Here is a 20,643-nt window from a genome sequence, read left to right on the forward strand (position 1 = left end):
TGTTTCGCCTTTCGGCGTGCCCTGTTTTCGAGCAGCCTTCTTGATTCCACAGCCGGAAGAAAAAGGCCACGGATATCTTCGCCTTGATTGTAAACAATGATTGCGCCCACGGAGGCCGCGCGCCAGCCTTGCAACGCCGCCAAAGTTCCAACGCCCCGTCAGACAGGGCCTTTTGACAGGCTGCGAAACCGCCCGGCCTTTGCCATGACAGGATCGGCAGAAGATCGAGCCTGCCCCAGGGAGATTCAGACGTGCATCCATTTCATCACGCCGCCAACACGCCGGACAAACCCGCAATCATCATGGCGAATTCCGGGGCGACGCTGACCTACGCCGAACTCGAAGCCCGGTCCAACCAGGCCGCGCAGCTGTATCGCACCTGCGGCCTCAGGCGCGGTGACACCCTCGCCATCTTCCTCGAAAACCATCTCGATTATCTGCCGCTCTGCTGGGGCGCCCAGCGCAGCGGCCTGATCTTCACCTGCATCTCCACGAAGCTGACCGCGGACGAGGCCGGTTACATCGTGCAGGATTGCGGCGCGAAGCTGCTGATCGCGGGCGCATCGCTGGCGGCCGTCGCGCAGGATCTGCCCGCAGTCACGCACCGCTTTTCGGTGGATGGCGACATCCCCGGATTCCAGCCGATCGAAGCCGCACTTGCGAGCCAGCCCGTCACGCGCATCGAAGATGAAAGCGCCGGCCGAGACATGCTGTATTCCAGCGGAACCACGGGCCGTCCCAAGGGCGTGATCGGGCCGCTGCCGGAAGGCCCCATCGACCAGCTCGACGCCCTCTCGGGCCTTGTCGGGATGCTCTACAGCTTTTCCGCCGACATGGTCTATCTGTCGCCCGCGCCGCTCTATCACGCCGCCCCGCTTCGCTATTGCATGAGCGTCCACAAGTTCGGCGGCACCGTGATCGTGATGGAGAAGTTCGACGCGGAGCGGTATCTGCAACTGGTGCAGGAACATCGGGTCACGCACAGCCAGGTGGTTCCCACCATGTTCGTGAAGATCCTGAAGCTGCCGGAAGATGTCCGGGCGAAATATGATGTCTCCAGCCTGCGCGCGGTGATCCATGCCGCCGCCCCCTGCCCTGTCGCCGTGAAGGAACAGATGATCGGCTGGTGGGGGCCGCGCATCTTCGAATATTATTCCGCCACCGAAGGATCGGGCTTCACTGCGATCAGTTCGGATGAGTGGATGGCCAAGAAAGGTTCGGTCGGCAAAAGCCTGCTGGGCGAAATCCGCATCCTGGATGATGAAGGCAATGTGCTGCCCCCCGGACGGGAAGGGCGGATCTATTTCCATGGCGGGCCGCCGATTTCCTATCACAACGCCCCTGAAAAGACGGCGGAAAGCCAGAACGAGCATGGCGCCACCTTCGGCGACATCGGCTTCGTCGACGAGGACGGCTACCTGTTCCTCACCGACCGCTCCAGCTACATGATCATCACCGGCGGCGTGAACGTGTACCCGCAGGAGACGGAAAATATCCTGGTGATGCACCCCAAGGTGGCGGACGTCGCCGTCATCGGCGTTCCCAACGAGGAACTGGGTGAGGAAGTGAAGGCCGTGGTGCAGCCGCGCGACTGGGCGGATGCCGGGCCCGAGCTGGCGGCCGAACTGATCGAGTTCGCGCGCACGCACCTGAGCCACATCAAATGCCCGCGTTCGGTCGATTTCGACCCTGAATTGCCCCGGCATGACACGGGCAAGCTCTACAAGCGGCTTGTGAAGGATCGCTACTGGCCCAAAAAGGCCGGATGATCCGAATCATCCGGCAGGCCCTGCTCTGCCTTTCGCTGCTGTTCCTGCCGGCGGCGCTTGCCCAGGCGCAGAAGGCACCTCCGCCGGAACCGGAGGTGCCGGCCCTCTGGCAACTCGAACTCGGGAAATCCCGGGCCTATCTGTTCGGGACGGTGCACGCCCTTCCGCGCGGGGTGGACTGGTTCAAGCCGCATGTGGTGGCCGCCCTGGATCAATCGACCCGGCTTGTTCTGGAAACAGAGGTTCCGGACAGTCCCGGCGTGATGATGCCGGTGATCATGAAGCTGACCCGGCTGCAATCGGCACGCCCGATCGCGGATCGTGTGCCAGCCGAATGGCGCCCGGTGCTGAACAGCGCGATCCAGCGGCTGCAGCCGGGCCCGCTGGACTGGACGAAGACCTGGTTCGTGGCGCTGACGCTTTCCAACCTTCAGGCCATGGCCGATGGCGTCGATCCCCGCATCGGCGTCGAAGCCGTGCTGACGGAACGGGCCCGGATGAAGGGCATTCCGATCACGCCACTCGAAACCGCCGAGGAGCAACTGATCAACTTCGATGCCCTTTCCGAGGCTGACCAGCAACTGTTGCTGATTTCATCGCTGTCGGAACTGGACAATTCGAAGGGTCGGATGTCGCTGCTGATCGGAGACTGGCTCCTGGGAAACACCGAGGCGCTGGCCAGCCGGGTGAACGCCGAATTCGAGCGCTCGCCCATGCTGAGGCGCATGCTTGTGGAGGATCGCAACGCCCGCTGGGCGGACTGGATCGCGAAACAGATGAAAGCCGATGCCGGCCCGCTGTTCATCGCCGTGGGCGCCGGGCACATGGCCGGCAAGGGTAGCCTGATCGAGGATCTGGAACGGCAGGGCATCAAGGTGAGCCGGGTGATGCCGCCCCCGCCGGCAAAGAAACGGCGGCGCTGAAGGCCGGGCAGTTGCCGCCCGGCCTTCAGCGCCTGCCGGTCAGCTGGCGACCATCGCCTGGCCGTTGCGGCGGCGGGCCGCAGCGCCGATCAGGCCGAAGCCCAGGATCAGCATGGCCCAGGTCGCGGGTTCCGGCACGCCTTCCACCGCTTCGCTGTAGAGCACGACCCGGCCTTGCAGATAGGCCTTGTTCGTCTTCTCTTCCCTGGTGAGGAAGGCCGTGGCCGGATCACCGCCCACCAGGAAGCCGACAACGTCCAGCGCATACTTCAGGCCGCCGATTTCGAAGAAGTCGGACTGGCTGTTGAAATTGACCAGCACCTGGTCTGCACAACCGTTGCTGTTCACGCCCTGATTGTTGGCACCGCCAAACGCACAGGGGTTCGCCGAATTCGGCGTTTCCGTGTGGGTGAAATTATAGACGAAGTTCACATTCTTCAGGAACGCGCCATCCAGTTTCACATCGGTGTTGAAGGTGAGCGTGACACCGGAAATGCCGGACCCTGCGCCGATCGGGAAGTTCTGGTGGCGGAATTCGGCGATGTTGGCGACAGCCGAGCCGCTGGGCGGCAGCACCGTCAGGCCGGGAATCGAGATCGCCGTGAAATCATAGCCGGATCTCGGATCATTGTGATCGACATCGCCCCAGCGGATCCGGGCGTTGCCCGTGCCGTTGCCAAAATAGCTGATGTCTTCCCCACCGATCGGGTTTGACCAGGTGCCCTTGATGTTCTCGAACGTCACGACAGCCGCAGATGCCGGAACGGCGAGTGCGGCCGCAGCGACGGCCGCAAGGATGATACGCATATGGAATGCCCCTGTTTCCAGAGGCCATGCCCTCCATGACCCCTGCATGGATCTTCGCAAATGCAGCCGGGGTCGGAAATCATGAAAGACGGTTAAATTGACAAAATTCAGTTAATTTTCATTGACTTTCCGATTTGTCAGCCAGTGCCCGGCCTTGGCAGCCAGCGCTTCCTCGGGCGCGGAAAAGCGGCTCCGCTGACCCTCTGGCGGCGGCGCCGAAACGCCGGTGAAGGCCCAGGCGACCGCCGTTCCGGCCTGCGGATCAACGATCAGCGCGGATTTCAACCCATAGGCATCCCCCAGATGCCCGCACCCTTTCAGCGGAGCCGGGCTGAGCGGCTGATCCGTTCCCGGCTGGCCCGTCCCCGACAGGCAGTGAAAGCCACCGGCCGACCAGAACTGCATCAGGCCGGGATCGGTTTCCCCGCCATGTCCTGGCGTCTTTACCGGGATGGCGCGGAACAGGCTGGCACGCGTCTCCGGCTTCAGGAAGGAATCGTCTCTCAGCAGCGCAAGGCCGAGCCGCGCGAGATCCTGGAGCGAGATGCGCAGACCGCCTTGCGGACTGAACAATCCGCCGTTGCCACCCGGGACATAGGCATCAAGGTCGCACGCGGCGCCATCCTCGATCCGCACAGGGCAGATATCCGGGGGGCGCCGGTCGTCGATCTGGGCGATCCAGGGGCCCTCAGGAACCCAGGGGCCCGCTTCAGACGGAGCCTTTCGATACAGAGTGGCGCCGGCCGCCACGGCACCGGCCGAGCAGCCGGACCAGTTGTAGCAGGCATCGATCCCCAGCGGCGCCAGAACCAGCCACCGCGCGGCCCTGTCGAAGCGTTCGCCCGTCACCTGCTCGATCACCTCGCCCAGCAGGGCCTGGTTCAGGTTGGCATAGTCGAAGCTGGTGCCGGGCGCTGCCGCCGAAAAGCCGGACGGACCGGCCAGATCGCGCAGCCGGCGGCCGAGCGGGACGAAATAGCCGCCGGCATCCGACAGGGAGCTTTCGTGCCGCATCATCTGACGGATGGTGATCGGGATCTGCGGATGGGCCGGATTGCGAAGCCGCCAGCCCAGATAGCGGGACACGTCGGCATCGAGATCAACACGGCCGGAATCCGCCAGCCGGTGCAGGGCAAGCGCCACCACCAGCTTTGAAACCGATGCGATCCTGACCGGCGTTTCCGCGGTGAATGGCCGAACGGCCCTTCCATCCGCCCCGAAGGCTGCTGCGCCTGCCACCGCTTCCATCCGGCCGCCGGCCAGATCCAGCCCCACAACCCCGTAGGCGGGCACTGCGATGCCGCCAAGCTCGAGCGGCGGCGCCGCATGGCCGGGGGCAGCCAGCATCAGGCACAGCGCCACAGCGGCCCAGCTAGGCCGCAAGCGGTTCCGCCTCGACAGCCCAATGCGACAGGCGCTCGCGCACCTCGCCCGGCAGAAGCCCGAAATCCTCCAGCCGGTAGCGATGGCTGGCATAGCGATGCTGCCGCGCGGCGCGATCGACATAGGCGCTCATCGCGCGCAGGATATCCGGCGTCAGCTCGCGTCCGAGAAAGGCATAAGTGCGCGAAATCGCATTGCGCCAGTCCGCACTCACATCAGCGTAGAAGAGATCGAACTGCAGGCTGGCGGGTATCCGACCCCGTTCCACCCCGACAGTGGACAGGCGATGCGCCGTCTTGTGCAACCATTCCTGCCCGACCCATCGCGGATCCACATCGTCGGACTGGATGACCATCTGGTTCCAGGCAAGGCTTGCGCCAGATGCGACGAGCTGGACCGGATCGCGGTGCAGGAACAGCAACGGCGAATCGGGGAACACCGTGTGAAGGGCGGCAATGTCCTGCATGTGCTGGGGGGTCTTCAGCACATAGGGTTTCGACGGATCTGCCCCTTCAAACCATGTGCGCAACTGCAGCAGCAGGCGCAGGCGGCGATAGGCCGGCACCTGATCCGATGCCTCGCAATGGCGCGCGAATGTCGGCACCCGGCGCTGGGCCTCGATCATGGCACTGGAAAGGGATTGGTCGAGCAGGCCCAGTTCCTCGTCCACTTCCATCGGCCCCGTCGGGTGGACCTGAAGAATCGCCGGGTTGATCGACGCCAGCAGGCGCAGGATATGCCTTGATTGGGCGATGCGCGGGTCGGCCTTGCCCATGCGCCGGGCCCGGAAGCTGCGGGGCGACGGAACCGGCGCCTGCGCCTCGAACAGGCGCAGCGAATTGAAACCGGGATCGCTTGCCAGAAGGCGCTGGATCCGCGTGGTTCCCGAACGCATGGACCCCACGACGAACAGCGGAGGCGCCAGCTCGATCCGTTCGATCTCGGGATGCTCGGCCAGGATGGCCTCCAGCCAGAGACGCTCCTTCATCACCTTCAGCAGCGAGCCATGCGACACCAGCCGTCCGAAATCCGACAGCCGCGCCTCCTCGTGAAGCGCCGGCAACAGCACGGAAAGCTGGGAGTCGAACAGGTCGCGATCCCGGCTATCCTGCTGAAGGCCCGTGTCCTTTTCCGCCATAGCGCGCAGCCGCTCGGGGCAGAGATCGACCGGCTGGCACAGGCCGCGCGACCAGGCCAGATTGAGCGCACCCATCATCATCTTCAGGTGAAGGGGACGGAAATGGCTTGCGGGCGGCAATGAAGTCATGTGCATTTTCCGCTGCCGGCCTTAAGAGCCGAAGCGGGCAAATGAAAGGCACAGCAATGAGTTTCCGGACGGTATCTGTCATCACGGCAATGGGAATCGGGCTTTCGGGATGCGTCTCCGCGATCAAGCAGCATGAAGTGAACACCGCGCTGACGGACGTGGGCTTCACGCAGGCCGATGCCCGCTGCCTGGCGCGCCAGGCCGGCCGCAACCTGTCTGTCAGCCAGCTGAGGTCGTTGCAGCGCGCGGCCGGGGCCATGCAGCAGCCGATCCGCGAAATGCCCGTGGGTGATGTGATCGACGCCATCCGAACCAATGTCGATCCGGAAACCCTGCGCGCCGTGGGGCAGATGGCGGCGGATTGCGCGCGGGCCCGAACAGGGACTAATGGCGACTGATGCGCCATCTCCTTACCGCGATCCTGCCGATCTTCCTGGTTTCCGCCTGCGCCACCACCAAGGAGGCGCAGGTCAGATCTGCGCTGATGGACGCCGGGCTGAACGAACCCATGGCCAGCTGCATGGCCGAACCGATGGGCAAGGAACTCTCCGTCGGCCAGCTTCGATCCCTTCAGCGGGTTTCGAAGCTGGTCAACACGGCACCGTCCAAACTGACACAACGGCAGGTGATGGATCTGCTGAAGCGCGATCTGGATCCGGAAACGGTCGGCGTTGTCGTCCGCGCCGGCTTCGGCTGCTTCGTCCGCGGCTGACCTGTCAGGGCTGGTTGTAGCGGCGGATCGACTTCCTCAGGCGCACAGGCGCCGCCTGCCGCCTTTCTTCCCGCTGACGCTCCCGGATGGCGAACACCACCATCCCGCTTCCCGCAGCCGCAAGAAGGAGCAGGATCGGAAAGGCGGCCGCATCAGGCGGAACCTGGGCGGATGCGCGGGCGGCATCCGCCAGTGAAAGCGCGACGAGCCCGGCGGTCGAACGAACGGACATGAACAATACTTTCCTAATATTGCATTCGCGCAATTTTCAGCAAGAAGCATGCCATTCGCCCGCACACGTGTCGGATCTCATATTTCCATTCGGAAATGTAAGGATTCCCGACAATGTCGGGCCCGTTAAGGTTTCCGCCCCTAGCTGTAGCGGAACTCCGCCCCTTCCAGATCGATCGCCGGAATCTCATTCCGCTCGGCGTAATAATCCTGGTTGTGCATCCACTCCGGCTTGTCGCCGCGCTTTGGCAGCAGGTGCATGCCGCGCATCAGATAACCGGGATTGAAATTGTCCGGATCCATCCAGGGCAGCAACGGCATGCCCTCGTCTTCCGGCCTCAGCGCGACTTCAACCCGCGTCACGCCCTTAGCCTTCATGGTATTCAGCAGTTTCGTCACGAAGTCGCCCAGCAGATCGACGCGCAGCGTCCAGCTCGCGCGGAAATAACCCATCACCCACACAAGGTTGGGCACGCCCGTGAACATCATGCCCCGATAGGTGACGGTGTCCGCGAAATTCACGGGCTTGCCGTTCACCTCAAACGCGATGTCGCCGGTGATGCACAGGTTGAACCCTGTCGCTGTGATGATCACATCGGCTTCAAGCTCTTCGCCGGATTTCAGCAGGATGCCCTTTTCCGTGAAGCGCTCGATGTGGTCGGTCACCACACTCGCCTTGCCGGCAGCGATTCCCTGGAACAGATCCCCGTCCGGCAGGAAGGCGACCCGCTGCTGCCATGGCCGGTAGGTTGGCGTGAAGTGCTTTGCGATGTCGAAGTCCGGCGGCAGGTACATCCGCGCCGCTTCCAGCAGTTCCGCCTTCACGCCTTCCGGTTCCTCCATGGCCCGACGGGTCATTTCGCCATGGTCATGCAGGATTTTCCGGCGCACGATCTCGTGGATCCAGGTCTCGTCGATCTCCAGCTGCCGCAGTGTATCCGCCAGTTCATTGGCGTTGGGGCTGGGGAAGAACCAGGTGGGCGAGCGCTGGAGCAGCGTCACATGGGCGCAGCTGTCGGCAATGGCCGGCACCAGCGTCGCAGCGGTCGCGCCGGAACCGATCACCACCACCTTCTTACCCTTCAGGTCGAGGTTTTCCGGCCATGTCTGGGGATGAATGATGGGGCCCTTGAAACTGTCCATGCCGGGCCACTCGGGCGTGTACCCCTTCTCATGCCGGTAATAACCCTGGCACATCCACAGGAAGTTGGCCGTCACGGTGAACGGCTTGCCATCAGCGGTGCCGCTTACGGTCCAGCGACGGTCCGCATCCGACCAGCTCGCGCGCTCGATCCGGTGGCCATAGCGGATATGCCGGTCGATGGCGTTGTCGCTGATCACCTCGCCCATGTATTTCAGGATCTCGGCGGCAGAAGCGATCGGCGGGCCGATCCACGGTTTGAAGCGGTAGCCGAAGGTGTAGAGGTCGGAATCCGAACGGATTCCGGGATATTTGTGCGTTTCCCAAGTGCCGCCGAACGTATGCTTGGCTTCAAGGATGACAAAGCTGCGGTCCGGCGCCTGCTTCTGCAGGTGCCAGGCCGCACCGATGCCGGAAATGCCGGCGCCCACGATCAGCACGTCGAAATCCGCAACCGCCGCCGAACCTGCGGGCCGTTCCTTCACCTGCGTCGCCATATCCTGCCTCTCCCGATCTTGTTGCCGGGATAGTGCGCCCCGGACCGACGGCGGCCTTGATCCCGGTCAAGCCATGAGGCTGGCCATTTGGGGAGGAATCAGGGATCGGTGGCAATCACGGTCGTAGATTTTCCGGCCGCCCCGCCCTTCAGCCCGCCATGCGTTGCCAGAACCGTGGTGCCAGGCCCGATCACCGACCGGACGAGGCGGTTGAAATCCTCCGGCAGGCTGATCGATTGCATCGCGGTGCGTTCGTCGACCTGCCCTTTGCTGGGCTCGTAACCGGGCAGCGGGATGTAGATCCAGCGGCTGGTGCCGTCCGGGTTGGTGCCGGCATACTGCAAGGCACGGGTTCCGATCTCGAATCCGTCCGCGATCTTCACCTTGCTGCGTCCGATTTCCACCCCGTTCCGGAAAATGATCACCCGCTCATTGTCGGTCGAAAGTACGATGGTGACGGGGCCTGACGGCGCCTTCTCCGGCGTCCAGCGCCAGTTCTCTTCCTTGCTCAGCCGCCGCTGGGCGGGATCGTCCGGTTCGCCCTTGGGTGTCACGGGTGCCAGGAAGGCGTTTGTATCCGCCACTTCGGGCGTCACCTGCCGGTCCGTCACCACCACGGTCATCCCCATGGACGAGGCTTCGAACAGCAGCCTGGAAAACTCCATCGGCATGCGGATGCAACCATGGCTCGCCGGATAGCCCGGCAGATTACCGGCGTGCAGGGCGATCCCGTCCCATGTCAGCCGCTGCATGTAAGGCATGGGCGCGCTGTCATAGAGATTGGATTTGTGATCCTTGTTCTTCTGCAGGATCGTGAAGATGCCAGTGGGCGTCTTGTGCCCGGCCTTTCCGGTGGAAACGGTGGTCACGCCGATGCGGATGCCGTTGCGATAGACATAGGCCCGCTGGGTGGGGATATGAACGATCACCGTCATCGGCCCCTCAGGCGCGAGATCTCCGTTCCAGATGAACTGCCCGGGCTTCAGGTCGGCGACATCGGTATCGATCGGCGAGGAGGTCTTCGCGCCCTGCGCAAAGGCTGGGGGAGCCAGCGCAAGCATGACGGCGATGAGGATTGGGTGCTTCACGCGCGACGGTCCCTGGACGGTGTTGCCCGCGCTGTAGGGCGGGCGCGCACAGGGCTCAAGGGCGGGCCGCGATCGCGGCGGCCAGTCCGCGCGCTGGCGCTATGCACCAGCACGCGGCCACCTTCGCTAGTGCGCCAGCGCCTTCACGATTTCGTCCGTCATCTTCTTGGCATCGCCCAGCAGCATCATCGTGTTGTCCATGTAGAACACGTCATTGTCGACCCCGGCATAGCCGACGCCGCCCATGGAGCGCTTCACGAACAGCACGGTCTTCGCCTTCCACACCTCCAGCACGGGCATGCCATAGATGGGGCTTGTCTTGTCCGTCTGCGCGGCTGGGTTGGTCACGTCGTTTGCCCCGATCACGAAGGCGACATCGGCCTGCGCGAACTCGCTGTTGATGTCCTCCAGCTCGAACACCTCGTCGTAAGGCACATTCGCCTCCGCCAGCAGCACGTTCATGTGCCCCGGCATCCGGCCCGCAACCGGGTGGATGGCGTATTTCACCTCCACCCCTTCCTTCTTCAGCGTATCGGCCATCTCGCGAAGCGTATGCTGCGCCTGGGAAACCGCCATGCCGTATCCGGGGACGATGATGATCTTTTCGGCATTCTTCATGATGAAGGCCGCATCGTCGGCGCTCCCGCGCTTCCAGGGACGGTCCGTCTTGGCGGCAGCCCCGCCAGCCGAAGCCTCCGCCCCGAATCCACCCGCGATAACCGAGATGAAGCTGCGGTTCATCGCCTTACACATGATATAGGAAAGGATCGCGCCTGAGGAACCGACAAGCGCCCCGGTGATGATCATCGCCGTGTTCTGCAGCGTGAAGCCCATCGCCGCTGCCGCCCAGCCGGAATAGCTGTTCAGCATGGACACGACCACGGGCATGTCCGCCCCGCCGATCGGGATGATCAGCAAGAAGCCGATCGCGAAGCTGAGGATCAGGATCGCCCAGAACAGCTCAGGCGTTTGCCGCCCGAACATCGCGACCAGCACCAATATGCCGGCCAGCACACCCAGGTTCAGCACATGCCGCCCCGGCAGCAGGATCGGCGCGCCCGACATGTTGCCGTTCAGTTTCAGGAATGCGATGACCGAGCCGGAGAAGGTGATGGCCCCAATCGCAACGCCAAGCCCCAGCTCGATGCGGCTGCCCTTGAAGATCTCGCCGGCAGCGTCGAGAATCCCGAAGGCTTCCGGGTTCAGGAATGCCGCAACCCCCACCAGCACGGCGGCCAGGCCGACAAGGGAGTGGAACGCCGCCACCAGTTGCGGCATCGCCGTCATGGCGATCCTTTGCGCGACGACATAGCCGATGGCCCCGCCGATCGCGATGGCGATGCCGATCTCCGCGATGTTCGCCAGGCTGTGGGTCAGCAGCGTGGTGACAACGGCGATCAGCATCCCCGCCATGCCATAGCGGTTGCCCGCCCGGCTGGATTCCGGCGAGGACAGCCCGCGCAGCGCGAGGATGAAGAGCACGCCCGATACAAGATAGGCGAACATGGCCCAGGCGGGCGTGCCCGCAAGATGCCCGAGATCGGGTGTGGAGCTTGCGTGTTCCATCAGCCCTTCTTTTCCTTCTTCTTGTACATGGCGAGCATCCGTTCGGTGACGGCGAAGCCCCCGAAGATGTTCACGGATGCCAGCACCACCGCCAGCAGACCCAGCCACTTGGCCACGGCTGAACCGGCGGCCGCAGCCGCGATCAGAGCCCCCACGATGATGACGGAGGAAATGGCGTTGGTAACGGCCATCAGCGGCGTATGCAGCGCCGGCGTCACGGACCACACGACATAATAGCCCACGAAGCAGGCCAGCACGAAGATGGAGAGGATGGAGATGAAGTCCATGGTCGGCCTCCTCAGCCCTGAAGGCCGGGGTGGACGATCTGGCCGCCCCCGGTCACCTTGATGGCTTTCACGATTTCATCGTCGTCAGGCAGCACCAGCGCCTTCGCATCCTTGTCCCAGAAGGTGGTCACGAAGGTCAGCAGGTTGCGCGCGAACAGGGCGGAAGCGTCCGCCGCCAGACGGCTGGGGTAGTTGGAAAAGCCCAGGATGATGACGCCATTGTCGGTCACCACCCGCTCGTCAGCGCGCGAGCCTTCCACATTGCCGCCCTGCACCACGCTCATGTCCACGATCACCGATCCCGGCTTCATCGTGGCGACCTGCGCGGCCGTCACCAGCCGCGGCGCGGGACGGCCGGGGATCAGGGCGGTGGTGATAACGATATCCTGTTTGGCGATGGTCTCGCTCACCAGCGCCGCCTGCTTCGCCTTGTAGGCGTCCGACATTTCCTTCGCATAGCCGCCGGCCGTCTCGGCTGCCTTCGTCTCCTCGTCCTCGATGAAGACAGGCTTGCCACCCAGAGACAGGATCTGCTCCTTCGTCGCCAGCCGCACGTCCGTCGCGGACACCACCGCGCCCAGCCGCCGCGCCGTGGCGATGGCCTGCAAGCCGGCCACGCCCACCCCCATGATGAAGGCCCGCGCTGCCGAAATGGTGCCGGCCGCCGTCATCATCATCGGGAAGGCACGCCCATAGGCTTCCGCCGCGTCGATAACCGCCTTGTAACCGGCAAGGTTCGCCTGGGACGACAATATGTCCATCGATTGCGCACGGGTGATGCGCGGCATGAATTCCATCGCCAGCGCATCAATGCCAGCGGCCGCATAGGCAGAAAGCCGATCTCTGGACTGGTGCGGATTGAGGCTGGCGGCCAGCACGGCGCCGGATGGCAGGCCAGACGGATCCGGCCCCTGCACGCCCAGAACGATCCGCGCGCCGGACAGGGTCTCGGCTCGAGAACCAACCGTCGCGCCCGCCTCGGCAAAGGCCGCGTCCGGGATGTTGGCGCCTGCACCTGCCCCGGCTTCCACCGCGACTGTCGCGCCAAGGGACAGATACTTCCTTACCGTTTCAGGGGTGGCAGAGACACGCTTTTCCCCTGCGGCCGTTTCGGCCAGCACTGCAATCTTCATGCGCTCCCCCTGCGCGGTAGTGAAGGAAACCGCCCGGTCAGGCTCAGGCGAGGAAGATGGCCATTCCGATCAGCACGATTGCAATCAGGATGACCGCCCACTTCGTCAGCCCCAGAAACCCGGAATAGACGGTGCGGTTGTCGGCTGCGGCAGATTCCCACCCATTGTCGATATCAGCCATTGTTCTCCCTCTTGTGGCCGGTGAAGCGGCCATAGGGGCCGCGCACATCTGATAACAATAGCGCTACTGATAGGCGAGCGGAAAGCCCTGCTTTCAGGCTTCAAAGCCCGGCATGGGCCAGGGCCTGCGCCTGCCGGTCCGAAACGGCGTTCACGTCGAAGTCGTCCATCAGGCCCCTGAAAAGCCGGTGCCAGTTCAGTTCCGCGCCCAGCTGGATGAACACGCCACCCAGCCCGATGGCAGCCCTGTCCATGAACACGAACTCGGCAGGGATCGTCACGGTTCCCAGCTTCTTCAATTCCCGGTGCACAAGCTGCGCCGTGGCGCGACCATATTCGCCGGGCCGGCCGTCCAGATCGATCGGGCGGACGCGGTCATCCAGCAGCGGGCCATAGAGGAACCGGGCCCAGACAAGCAGGACATCGCGAATATCCGCCGTCAGGCCCTGGAAACCCCACAATTCGAACGCCTCCGCGGCGCGCCGGTCGTTGCCGGATTCGATGGCGGCATAGAGTTCGTTGACGCCCTCGATGAAGCGCGGCGGAAAGATGCGCACACAGCCGAAATCCAGCAGGTTCACCACGGCCGCTTCGGCATCGGCGGTGGCGACCGTGTAGTTGCCAAGGTGCGGATCGCCGTGAATCACCCCGAACCGATAGAATGGCCGGTACCAGGCCAGGAACAGCGCCTCTGCAATCCTGTTGCGGACGGCGGCCGGGGCGTCCTTCCAATCCAGAAGGCGGCTGCCTTCCAGCCATTCCATCGTCAGCAGGCGAGCGGTCGAAAGCGCCGCAAAGGGCTTCGGAACATTCGCATGCCCTTCCCCCTGCAGCAGGTGCCGATACAGCCGCAGATGCTTGAGTTCCCGCGTGTAATCCAGTTCCTCGCGCAGACGCGCCGCCAGTTCGTCACGGATCTGGCTGGTGTCGATCGAGCCATCGACCCGGCGAAAAAGCGACAGCAGCAGATCCAGCTGCCCCAGATCCGCCTCTACGGCCGAGGCCATGTCGGGATACTGCAACTTCACGGCGACGGTTTCGCCGGATGGAAGCGTCGCCCTGTGCACCTGCCCGAGCGAGGCGGCCGATACCGCTTCCGGCGAGAAATCCGCGAACCGGCTGCGCCAGTCAGCCCCCAGTTCACCGGCCATGCGCCGACGGACGAACCCCTGCCCCATCGGCGGCGCATTCGCCTGCAGTTCGGCCAGTTCGCGCGCGAATTCAGGCGGCACGGCATCGGGAATGTTGCCCAGGATCTGGGCCAGCTTCATCAGCGGGCCCTTCAGTTCCCCCAGAACCCGCTTCAGTTCCGCCGCGTTGCGCGGATCATCCAGCGAACGCCCGCCCGCGCGGGCAACTGCCGCCCCGGCGGCGAATCCGCCCAGGTTCGCACCGACCTTTGCAAAGCGGGTGAGACGTCCGGCGAGTGTCGATTGGTCTGCCATCCGCCGCATCTAGGCGTCCACCGGCCACGGCGCCAGTGCGGCGAAACGGCCACCTGCCTGACGGGGCCACGACTTTTGGTATCGCGGCTGGCCCGCCTTTCAGAACAAAGCCCAAACGAAAGAAGGGCGGGGTTTCCCCCGCCCTTCCCAAGTTCCGGATCGTCGGCCGGCTCAGTGCGTCACGCCCGCCCACACCCGACGATAGGTGAGGAAGGCCAGCACAGAGAGGAGGCCGATGAAGATGATCGCGGCGACACCGACCTGGCGGCGCGTTTCCAGTTCCGGCTCGGACGTCCAGCGTAGGAAGGCGACGACGTCCTTCGACATCTGCTCGACGCTGGCGTTGGTGCCGTCCGCATAGCTGACCTGGCCGTCGTTCAGCGGCTTGGCCATCGCGATGTTCACCGAATGGAAATAGGGATTGAAATGCAGCCCCTGCGGCACGTCGAAGCCCTTGGGCGGCTCCTTTCCGTATCCGGTCAGCAGCGAGTAGACATAGCGCTGACCATTCGGGCGTGCCTTGATGATCAGGCTGAGGTCGGGCGGCAGCGCATTGTTGTTCGCAGCGCGCGCGGCCGTCTCGTTCGGGAACGGGTTGGGCCAGTGGTCAGACGGCAGGGCCGGGCGTGTGGAAGCCTCGCCCGTTTGCGAATTGATCGACGGGACTTCCTTGGCCTTTGCCAGCGCCTTCACCTCGGCGGCGGAAAAGCCGATTTCCGAAAGGTTGCGGAAGGCGACAAGCCGCAGGCCGTGGCAGGCCGAGCAGACTTCCTTGTAGACCTGGAAGCCACGCTGGAGCTGGGCACGATCATAGGTGCCGAACACACCCATGCCCAGCGGGCCGTCGTGCTGCCAATGCGCCGAACGGGCATTGAGGTGGATGGCCTTGATGGGGTCGGCCGGCACGTCCTCCCGCGGCAGCAGGGCTGCCACGAGCAGGGCGATCACGAAGATGAGGCCGGCACCGAAACCGAAGAAACGAACCATGGTGGATTGACCCCTTATTCAGCAGGCGCCGCAGCGGCCTCGGCAGATGCCGGGGCATGCGCACCACCCTTGGCCGCAGCCTTCGCGAAAACGCTTTCCGCGATGCTGTTGGGCAGCGGCAGCGGCTTTTCGATGAAGGAGAGGATCGGCAGGATGATCAGGAAGTGGGCGAAATAGTAGGCGGCCGCGATCTGGCTGATCCGCACATAGGGCTCTTCAGCCGGCGCGCCACCGCAGTAGGCGAGAACCAGCACGTCGATCACGAGAACCCAGAACCAGATCCTGTACATCGGGCGATAGGCCGTCGACTTCACGCGGCTGCTGTCAAGCCAGGGCAGGAAGAACAGCAGCAGGATGGAAGCGAACATCGCGATCACGCCCCACAGCTTCGCCGGGATCCACAGGAAGTTGATCGTGAAGGCGCGCAGGATGGCGTAGAAAGGCCAGAAATACCATTCAGGCACGATGTGCGCCGGCGTGGAAAGCGGGTTCGCCGGGATGTAGTTGTCCGGGTGACCCATCGCGTTCGGCATGAAGAACACGAAGGCCGCAAAGAACAGCAGATAGATGCAGATCCCGAAGAAGTCCTTCGCGGTGAAATAGGGGTGGAAGGGCAGCGTGTCCTGCGGGCCCTGCACCTCGACACCCGTCGGGTTGGTGGAGCCCGGGATGTGCAGCGCCCAGATCTTCAGGATCACAACGCCCAGGATCACGAAGGGCAGCAGATAGTGCAGCGAGAAGAAGCGGGTCAGCGTGGCATTGTCGGGGGCGAAGCCGCCGACGAGCCAGGTGCGGATCGCTTCACCGACCAGCGGAATGGCCGAGAACAGCGAGGTGATCACCTGCGCGCCCCAGAAGCTCATCTGCCCCCAGGGCAGAACATAGCCCATGAAGGCGGTGGCCATCATCAGCAGGAAGATGACGACGCCCAGCATCCAGACGACTTCGCGCGGGCTCTTGTAGCTTCCGTAGTAGAGGCCGCGGAAGATGTGGAAATAGACCACGATGAAGAAGAAGCTGGCGCCGTTCATGTGCATGTAGCGGATCAGCCAGCCGCTGTTCACGTTGCGCATGATGTGCTCGACCGAATCGAACGCGGTCGACGTGTGCGCGGAAAAGTGCATGGCAAGCACGATGCCGGTGATGATCTGCACCATCAGGGCAACCCCGGCGAGAACGCCGAAGTTGTAGAAATAGTTGATGTTGCGGGGCACCGGATAGCCGGCACCAACCGCATTGTAGACCAGGCGCGGCAGGGGAAGCCGCTGGTCGACCCACTGCATCAGCGGATGCTTGGGTTCGTAATGATTGGCCCAGGGAAAGCTCATGGGATCATCCGATCTCGATCAGCGTGGGGGACTTGAAGGCATAATCCGGCACGACCAGATTCGTCGGCGCGGGGCCCCGGCGGATGCGGCCGGCGGTATCATAGTGCGAACCGTGGCACGGGCAGAAATAGCCGCCATAGTCGCCCTTGTTCTCGCCTTCGGCCGCGCCCAGCGGCACGCAGCCCAGGTGGGTGCAGACCCCCAGCGTGATCAGCCAGTTGCGGTGTTCGGCCTTGGTTCGGTCGTCCAGGGTCTGCGGATCGCGCAGCTCGGACAGCGGAACCTTGCGGGCCTGCTCCTGTTCGGCGGCCGTCAGGTTGCGCACGAACACCGGCTTGGATTGCCAGATCGTCTTGATCGCCTGCCCCGGCTGGATCGGCGAAAGATCGACTTCCACCGTCGCCAGCGCGCGAACGTCGGCAGAGGGATTCATCTGATTGACCAACGGCCACGCGACCGTCGCAGCACCAACGCCCGCGAAGGCGCCCGTCGCCACGTAGATGAAGTCCCGGCGGCGAACGGCGTCGGGGCCTTCCGTCGCGGCTTCTGTATGAGTTGCCATGCCCTGTCCCTGAAATGGATTTCTATGAACTGGATTCCGGGGCCTTTAGCCACGGGGGGGCAGGCTAAGCAATGGGCAATGTTGGCGCACCGCGCGCAGTGCTAGGGGCGGGGCATGTCCAGCCACCCTCTCGATTCGCCTTCGCCGCCCCTCGCCCGCGGTCCGATCCGATCCGTCCTCGTGTTCTGCGGCTCGCGCAGCGGGGTCGATCCACGCCATGCGGCCCTTGCGGCGGATGTCGGCGCGCTGCTCGCCAGCCGGGGTGTCGGCCTCGTCTACGGGGGCGGTGCGCTGGGGCTGATGGGCGAATGCGGGCGGGCCGCCATCGCCGGGGGCGGGCGGGTCGAAGGGGTGATTCCCCGCTTCCTGAAAGATTGGGAAGTCGCGGAACCATCGTGCCGCGACATGATCGTCGTCGACAGCCTGCACACGCGCAAGCACCTGATGTTCGACCATGCCGATGCGGTTCTCGCGCTGCCGGGCGGGCTCGGTACGCTCGACGAACTGGTCGAGGTGCTGTCGTGGCGGAACCTGCGCCTGCATTCGAAACCCGTCTGGCTGCTGGGCGACGGCGATTTCTGGCGCCCGTTCGTTGCGCTGCTGGAACATGTCGTCACGACCGGCTTTGCCGGGCCGGACACCACGACCTATGTCGAATGGCTTCCGGATACGCACGCGCTTGCCGCCGCCCTTTCCCTTCCTTAAGGGACGGCGCAACAATCCAAGCGCACAGACCGAGGTGGCATGAGCAAGATCAAGGTGAAGGGCCCTGTCGTCGAACTCGACGGCGACGAGATGACCCGCATCATCTGGCAGTGGATCCGCGAAAAGCTGATCCTGCCATATCTGGACGTCGACCTTCGCTACTACGACCTCGGGATCGAGGAGCGGGATCGCACCGAGGACCGGGTCACCGTCGAAGCGGCGAACGCGATCCGGGAACATGGCGTCGGCGTGAAATGCGCCACCATCACGCCCGACGAGGCGCGGGTGGAGGAGTTCGGCCTGAAGCGGATGTGGAAGTCGCCCAACGGCACCATCCGCAACATCCTGGGCGGCGTGGTCTTCCGCGAGCCCATCGTCATTTCCAACGTTCCCCGGCTGGTGCCGGGCTGGACGGATCCGATCGTCGTCGGTCGCCATGCCTTCGGCGACCAGTACCGCGCGACAGACTTCCGCGTGCCGGGTGCCGGCAAGCTGACGATGAAGTGGGTCAGCGAGGACGGCAAGGACGAGATCGAACACGAGGTGTTCCAGTTCCCCTCCTCCGGTGTCGCCATGGGGATGTACAACCTCGACGATTCGATCCGCGATTTCGCCCGTTCGTGCCTGAATTATGGCCTGATCCGCGAATGGCCGGTCTATCTGTCCACCAAGAACACGATCCTGAAGGCCTATGACGGCCGCTTCAAGGACCTGTTCCAGGAAGTCTACGACAAGGACTTCAAGGCCCAGTACCAGAAGCTCGGCATCGTCTATGAGCATCGCCTGATCGACGATCTCGTCGCTTCCGCCCTGAAGTGGAGCGGCAAGTTCATCTGGGCCTGCAAGAACTACGACGGCGACGTGCAATCCGACATGGTGGCCCAGGGCTTCGGCAGCCTCGGCCTGATGACCTCGGTTCTGTTGACGCCCGACGGCAAGACAGTGGAAGCCGAAGCGGCCCACGGCACCGTCACGCGGCACTATCGCCAGCACCAGCAGGGCAAGCAGACCAGCACCAACCCGATCGCCTCCATCTTCGCCTGGACCGGCGGTCTGAAGCATCGCGGCAAGCTGGACGACACGCCCGAAGTGACGGCCTTTGCCGAAACGCTGGAGCGCGTCTGCATCCAGACGGTCGAGGAAGGGAAGATGACGAAGGACCTCGCCCTTCTGATCGGCCCGGATCAGGCCTGGATGACGACCGAGATGTTCTTCCAGGCGATTGTCGACAATCTGGACAAGGAAATGGGCAAGGCGGGCGCCTGAAGCGCCACCGCCTGACGCACGAACCGAAAGCCCCGGCGCCAAGGCGCCGGGGCTTTTCTGTTTCAGGCTTACAGGTTCAGGCTGGCCGGCTCAGGCCGGGCGCTTCAGGCCGGGCGCTTCAGGATGGGACCCAGCAGCAGCCCCGCAAGGAAGCCGCCGATGTGCGCCCAGATCGCGATGCCGGATTGCCCGGGCGTATTGAAGGCCACGGCGGTCAGCAACTGCAGCCCCACCCAAAGCGCCGCATATCTGAGCGCGCGGACCGTTTCGCCGGAGATGTGGAAGCCGAAGAAGCTGGCGGGATCCTCGCCGGATCGGGCGAACAGCAGGGCATAGGCGGCGAATACTGCCGAAATCGCCCCGGACGCGCCGATGACGGGCACGATGGATCCGGGCGTGAAGGCCACCTGCATCGCGCCGCCGGCGATGCCGCCCGCCAGGAAAAGAAGAAGGAAACGCCAGGTGCCCGCAAACACCTCGACCTGCCGCCCCACCCAGGCCAGGAACACCATGTTCATCGCCAGATGAACCGGCCCGCCGTGCAGGAACATATGGGTCAGGAACGTCAGCGGCGCTGGAACCGGGCTTTCGGGCAGGCCCAGCACATCACCGGTGATGCGGGCCGGCACCAGCCCGCCCATGTAGGCGATCGTCCGGGCGAAGCCTTCGCCCATCAGCAGGTTCAGCAGTTCGATCCCGACGCAGACGATCAGGATGATCCGTGTCGCCCAGGGAACGGGGCCTCCGCGAACCGGCAGACCGGACGTGTCCGGCTGCTCCGCCGGATCGATAGCCCCCCCAGCCAAAGACCCGGCGCCTAGCGGAAGTCGACCGCGTCGATCAGGTAGCTGCGGTCACCCGACGGCGTGACCACTTCCACTTCCTCGCCCAGCCTGCGGCCGATAAGCGCGCGGCCAACAGGGGAATTGTAGCTGATCCGGCCGCGCTTGGCGTCCGCTTCCAGCTCGCCCACGATCTGGTAGGTGATGGGCTTGTCGTCCTCGTCAAGCAGGCGGACGGTGGCGCCGAACACCACCTTGTCGCCAGACAGGGCGGTGGGATCGATCACGACCGCGCGCGCCAGCTTGTCTTCCATGTCGGCGATCTGCGCTTCGATCTGGCCCTGCCGCTCCTTCGCGGCATGATATTCGGCGTTCTCCGAAAGGTCGCCATGGGCGCGGGCTTCCTCGATCGCCTCGACATTCTCGGGCCGCTCGACTTCTTTCAGATGCTTGAGTTGCTTCTGGAGCATCTCGTGGCCCTCGGCCAGCATCGGAACCTTGTCTATCGTTGCCATGCGTGTGTCAGACTCTCACTGGAAAAGGACGGATTCCGACGGAGGGCGGGACCGGTGCCTGATGGGCAC

Annotated in this window: 22 protein-coding genes; 6 read left to right on the plus strand and 16 right to left on the minus strand. The window is 64.1% G+C overall.

The window, feature by feature from the left end:
* Positions 1 to 251: 251 nt before the first annotated feature.
* Together ACW9TV_RS12615 and ACW9TV_RS12620 are read left to right on the plus strand one after the other, a co-directional pair.
* On the plus strand, positions 252 to 1,769 hold the full coding sequence (locus ACW9TV_RS12615) for an AMP-binding protein (protein WP_494303815.1): 1,518 nt from the start codon (positions 252 to 254) through the stop codon (positions 1,767 to 1,769).
* Complete coding sequence (locus ACW9TV_RS12620; protein ID WP_494303816.1) at positions 1,766 to 2,692, plus strand: TraB/GumN family protein; 927 nt, start codon at positions 1,766 to 1,768, stop codon at positions 2,690 to 2,692. The genes ACW9TV_RS12615 and ACW9TV_RS12620 overlap by 4 nt, the downstream gene beginning before the upstream one ends.
* Positions 2,693 to 2,731: 39 nt before the next feature.
* Here ACW9TV_RS12620 and ACW9TV_RS12625 read toward each other — a convergent pair whose 3' ends face one another.
* The 3 genes from ACW9TV_RS12625 to ACW9TV_RS12635 form a co-directional block, all read right to left on the minus strand.
* The gene (locus ACW9TV_RS12625; protein ID WP_494303817.1) at positions 2,732 to 3,499 is read right to left on the minus strand and encodes a THxN family PEP-CTERM protein; all 768 of its coding nucleotides are present in this window, start codon (positions 3,497 to 3,499) and stop codon (positions 2,732 to 2,734) included.
* 111 nt (positions 3,500 to 3,610) lie between these two features.
* Positions 3,611 to 4,846, minus strand: a complete 1,236-nt coding sequence (locus ACW9TV_RS12630) for a serine hydrolase domain-containing protein (RefSeq protein ID WP_494303818.1) — start codon at positions 4,844 to 4,846, stop codon at positions 3,611 to 3,613.
* A 25-nt stretch (positions 4,847 to 4,871) separates the two neighbouring features.
* Positions 4,872 to 6,149: a sulfotransferase family protein gene (locus tag ACW9TV_RS12635; protein WP_494303819.1), complete on the minus strand. Its 1,278-nt coding sequence runs from the start codon at positions 6,147 to 6,149 to the stop codon at positions 4,872 to 4,874.
* Positions 6,150 to 6,190: 41 nt separating this feature from the next.
* Here ACW9TV_RS12635 and ACW9TV_RS12640 point away from each other — a divergent pair, with 41 nt between their 5' ends.
* The gene (locus ACW9TV_RS12640) at positions 6,191 to 6,547 is read left to right on the plus strand and encodes a hypothetical protein (RefSeq protein WP_494303820.1); all 357 of its coding nucleotides are present in this window, start codon (positions 6,191 to 6,193) and stop codon (positions 6,545 to 6,547) included.
* Positions 6,547 to 6,861 carry a hypothetical protein gene (locus ACW9TV_RS12645; protein WP_494303821.1) on the plus strand — a complete coding sequence of 105 codons (315 nt, stop codon included), beginning with the start codon at positions 6,547 to 6,549 and terminating at the stop codon, positions 6,859 to 6,861. The genes ACW9TV_RS12640 and ACW9TV_RS12645 overlap by 1 nt, the downstream gene beginning before the upstream one ends.
* A 4-nt stretch (positions 6,862 to 6,865) precedes the next feature.
* On the opposite strand, the gene ACW9TV_RS12650 is transcribed toward ACW9TV_RS12645, so the two are convergent.
* The 11 genes from ACW9TV_RS12650 to petA all read right to left on the minus strand — a co-directional run bounded on the left by ACW9TV_RS12650 (position 6,866) and on the right by petA (position 17,306).
* On the minus strand, positions 6,866 to 7,093 hold the full coding sequence (locus ACW9TV_RS12650) for a hypothetical protein (protein ID WP_494303822.1): 228 nt from the start codon (positions 7,091 to 7,093) through the stop codon (positions 6,866 to 6,868).
* A 140-nt stretch (positions 7,094 to 7,233) separates the two neighbouring features.
* Positions 7,234 to 8,730, minus strand: coding sequence for a flavin-containing monooxygenase (locus ACW9TV_RS12655; RefSeq protein ID WP_494303823.1), 1,497 nt, complete (start codon positions 8,728 to 8,730; stop codon positions 7,234 to 7,236).
* Positions 8,731 to 8,828: 98 nt separating this feature from the next.
* A complete protein-coding gene (locus tag ACW9TV_RS12660; protein ID WP_494303824.1) occupies positions 8,829 to 9,818 on the minus strand; it encodes a L,D-transpeptidase in 990 nt (329 codons plus the stop codon).
* A gap of 126 nt (positions 9,819 to 9,944) precedes the next feature.
* The gene (locus ACW9TV_RS12665) at positions 9,945 to 11,324 is read right to left on the minus strand and encodes an NAD(P)(+) transhydrogenase (Re/Si-specific) subunit beta (RefSeq protein WP_494305095.1); all 1,380 of its coding nucleotides are present in this window, start codon (positions 11,322 to 11,324) and stop codon (positions 9,945 to 9,947) included.
* A 59-nt stretch (positions 11,325 to 11,383) separates the two neighbouring features.
* On the minus strand, positions 11,384 to 11,671 hold the full coding sequence (locus ACW9TV_RS12670) for an NAD(P) transhydrogenase subunit alpha part 2 (protein ID WP_494303825.1): 288 nt from the start codon (positions 11,669 to 11,671) through the stop codon (positions 11,384 to 11,386).
* Positions 11,672 to 11,682: 11 nt separating this feature from the next.
* Positions 11,683 to 12,804 (minus strand): Re/Si-specific NAD(P)(+) transhydrogenase subunit alpha, encoded by a 1,122-nt coding sequence (locus ACW9TV_RS12675; RefSeq protein ID WP_494303826.1) that lies wholly within the window; start codon positions 12,802 to 12,804, stop codon positions 11,683 to 11,685.
* A 43-nt stretch (positions 12,805 to 12,847) separates the two neighbouring features.
* Positions 12,848 to 12,985 (minus strand): aa3-type cytochrome c oxidase subunit IV, encoded by a 138-nt coding sequence (locus ACW9TV_RS12680; protein ID WP_494303827.1) that lies wholly within the window; start codon positions 12,983 to 12,985, stop codon positions 12,848 to 12,850.
* 100 nt (positions 12,986 to 13,085) lie between these two features.
* Positions 13,086 to 14,429: an ABC1 kinase family protein gene (locus ACW9TV_RS12685; protein ID WP_494303828.1), complete on the minus strand. Its 1,344-nt coding sequence runs from the start codon at positions 14,427 to 14,429 to the stop codon at positions 13,086 to 13,088.
* Positions 14,430 to 14,600: 171 nt separating this feature from the next.
* Positions 14,601 to 15,416 (minus strand): cytochrome c1, encoded by an 816-nt coding sequence (locus ACW9TV_RS12690; RefSeq protein WP_494303829.1) that lies wholly within the window; start codon positions 15,414 to 15,416, stop codon positions 14,601 to 14,603.
* Positions 15,417 to 15,430: 14 nt separating this feature from the next.
* A complete protein-coding gene (locus tag ACW9TV_RS12695) occupies positions 15,431 to 16,744 on the minus strand; it encodes a cytochrome b (RefSeq protein ID WP_494303830.1) in 1,314 nt (437 codons plus the stop codon).
* Positions 16,745 to 16,748: 4 nt separating this feature from the next.
* Complete coding sequence (petA, locus tag ACW9TV_RS12700; RefSeq protein ID WP_494303831.1) at positions 16,749 to 17,306, minus strand: ubiquinol-cytochrome c reductase iron-sulfur subunit; 558 nt, start codon at positions 17,304 to 17,306, stop codon at positions 16,749 to 16,751.
* A gap of 114 nt (positions 17,307 to 17,420) precedes the next feature.
* Between petA and ACW9TV_RS12705 the strand changes: the two genes are divergently transcribed.
* Entirely contained in the window at positions 17,421 to 18,011 is a 591-nt protein-coding gene (locus tag ACW9TV_RS12705; protein WP_494303832.1) for an LOG family protein, read from the plus strand.
* A 39-nt stretch (positions 18,012 to 18,050) separates the two neighbouring features.
* Positions 18,051 to 19,277 carry an NADP-dependent isocitrate dehydrogenase gene (locus ACW9TV_RS12710; protein WP_494303833.1) on the plus strand — a complete coding sequence of 409 codons (1,227 nt, stop codon included), beginning with the start codon at positions 18,051 to 18,053 and terminating at the stop codon, positions 19,275 to 19,277.
* A gap of 104 nt (positions 19,278 to 19,381) precedes the next feature.
* Here ACW9TV_RS12710 and ACW9TV_RS12715 read toward each other — a convergent pair whose 3' ends face one another.
* Positions 19,382 to 20,083, minus strand: a complete 702-nt coding sequence (locus ACW9TV_RS12715) for a rhomboid family intramembrane serine protease (protein ID WP_494303834.1) — start codon at positions 20,081 to 20,083, stop codon at positions 19,382 to 19,384.
* Positions 20,084 to 20,094: 11 nt separating this feature from the next.
* Positions 20,095 to 20,574, minus strand: a complete 480-nt coding sequence (gene greA, locus ACW9TV_RS12720) for a transcription elongation factor GreA (protein WP_494303835.1) — start codon at positions 20,572 to 20,574, stop codon at positions 20,095 to 20,097.
* Between the last annotated feature and the right edge of the window lie 69 nt (positions 20,575 to 20,643).

The organism is Sandaracinobacter sp. T42, from assembly GCF_059115405.1.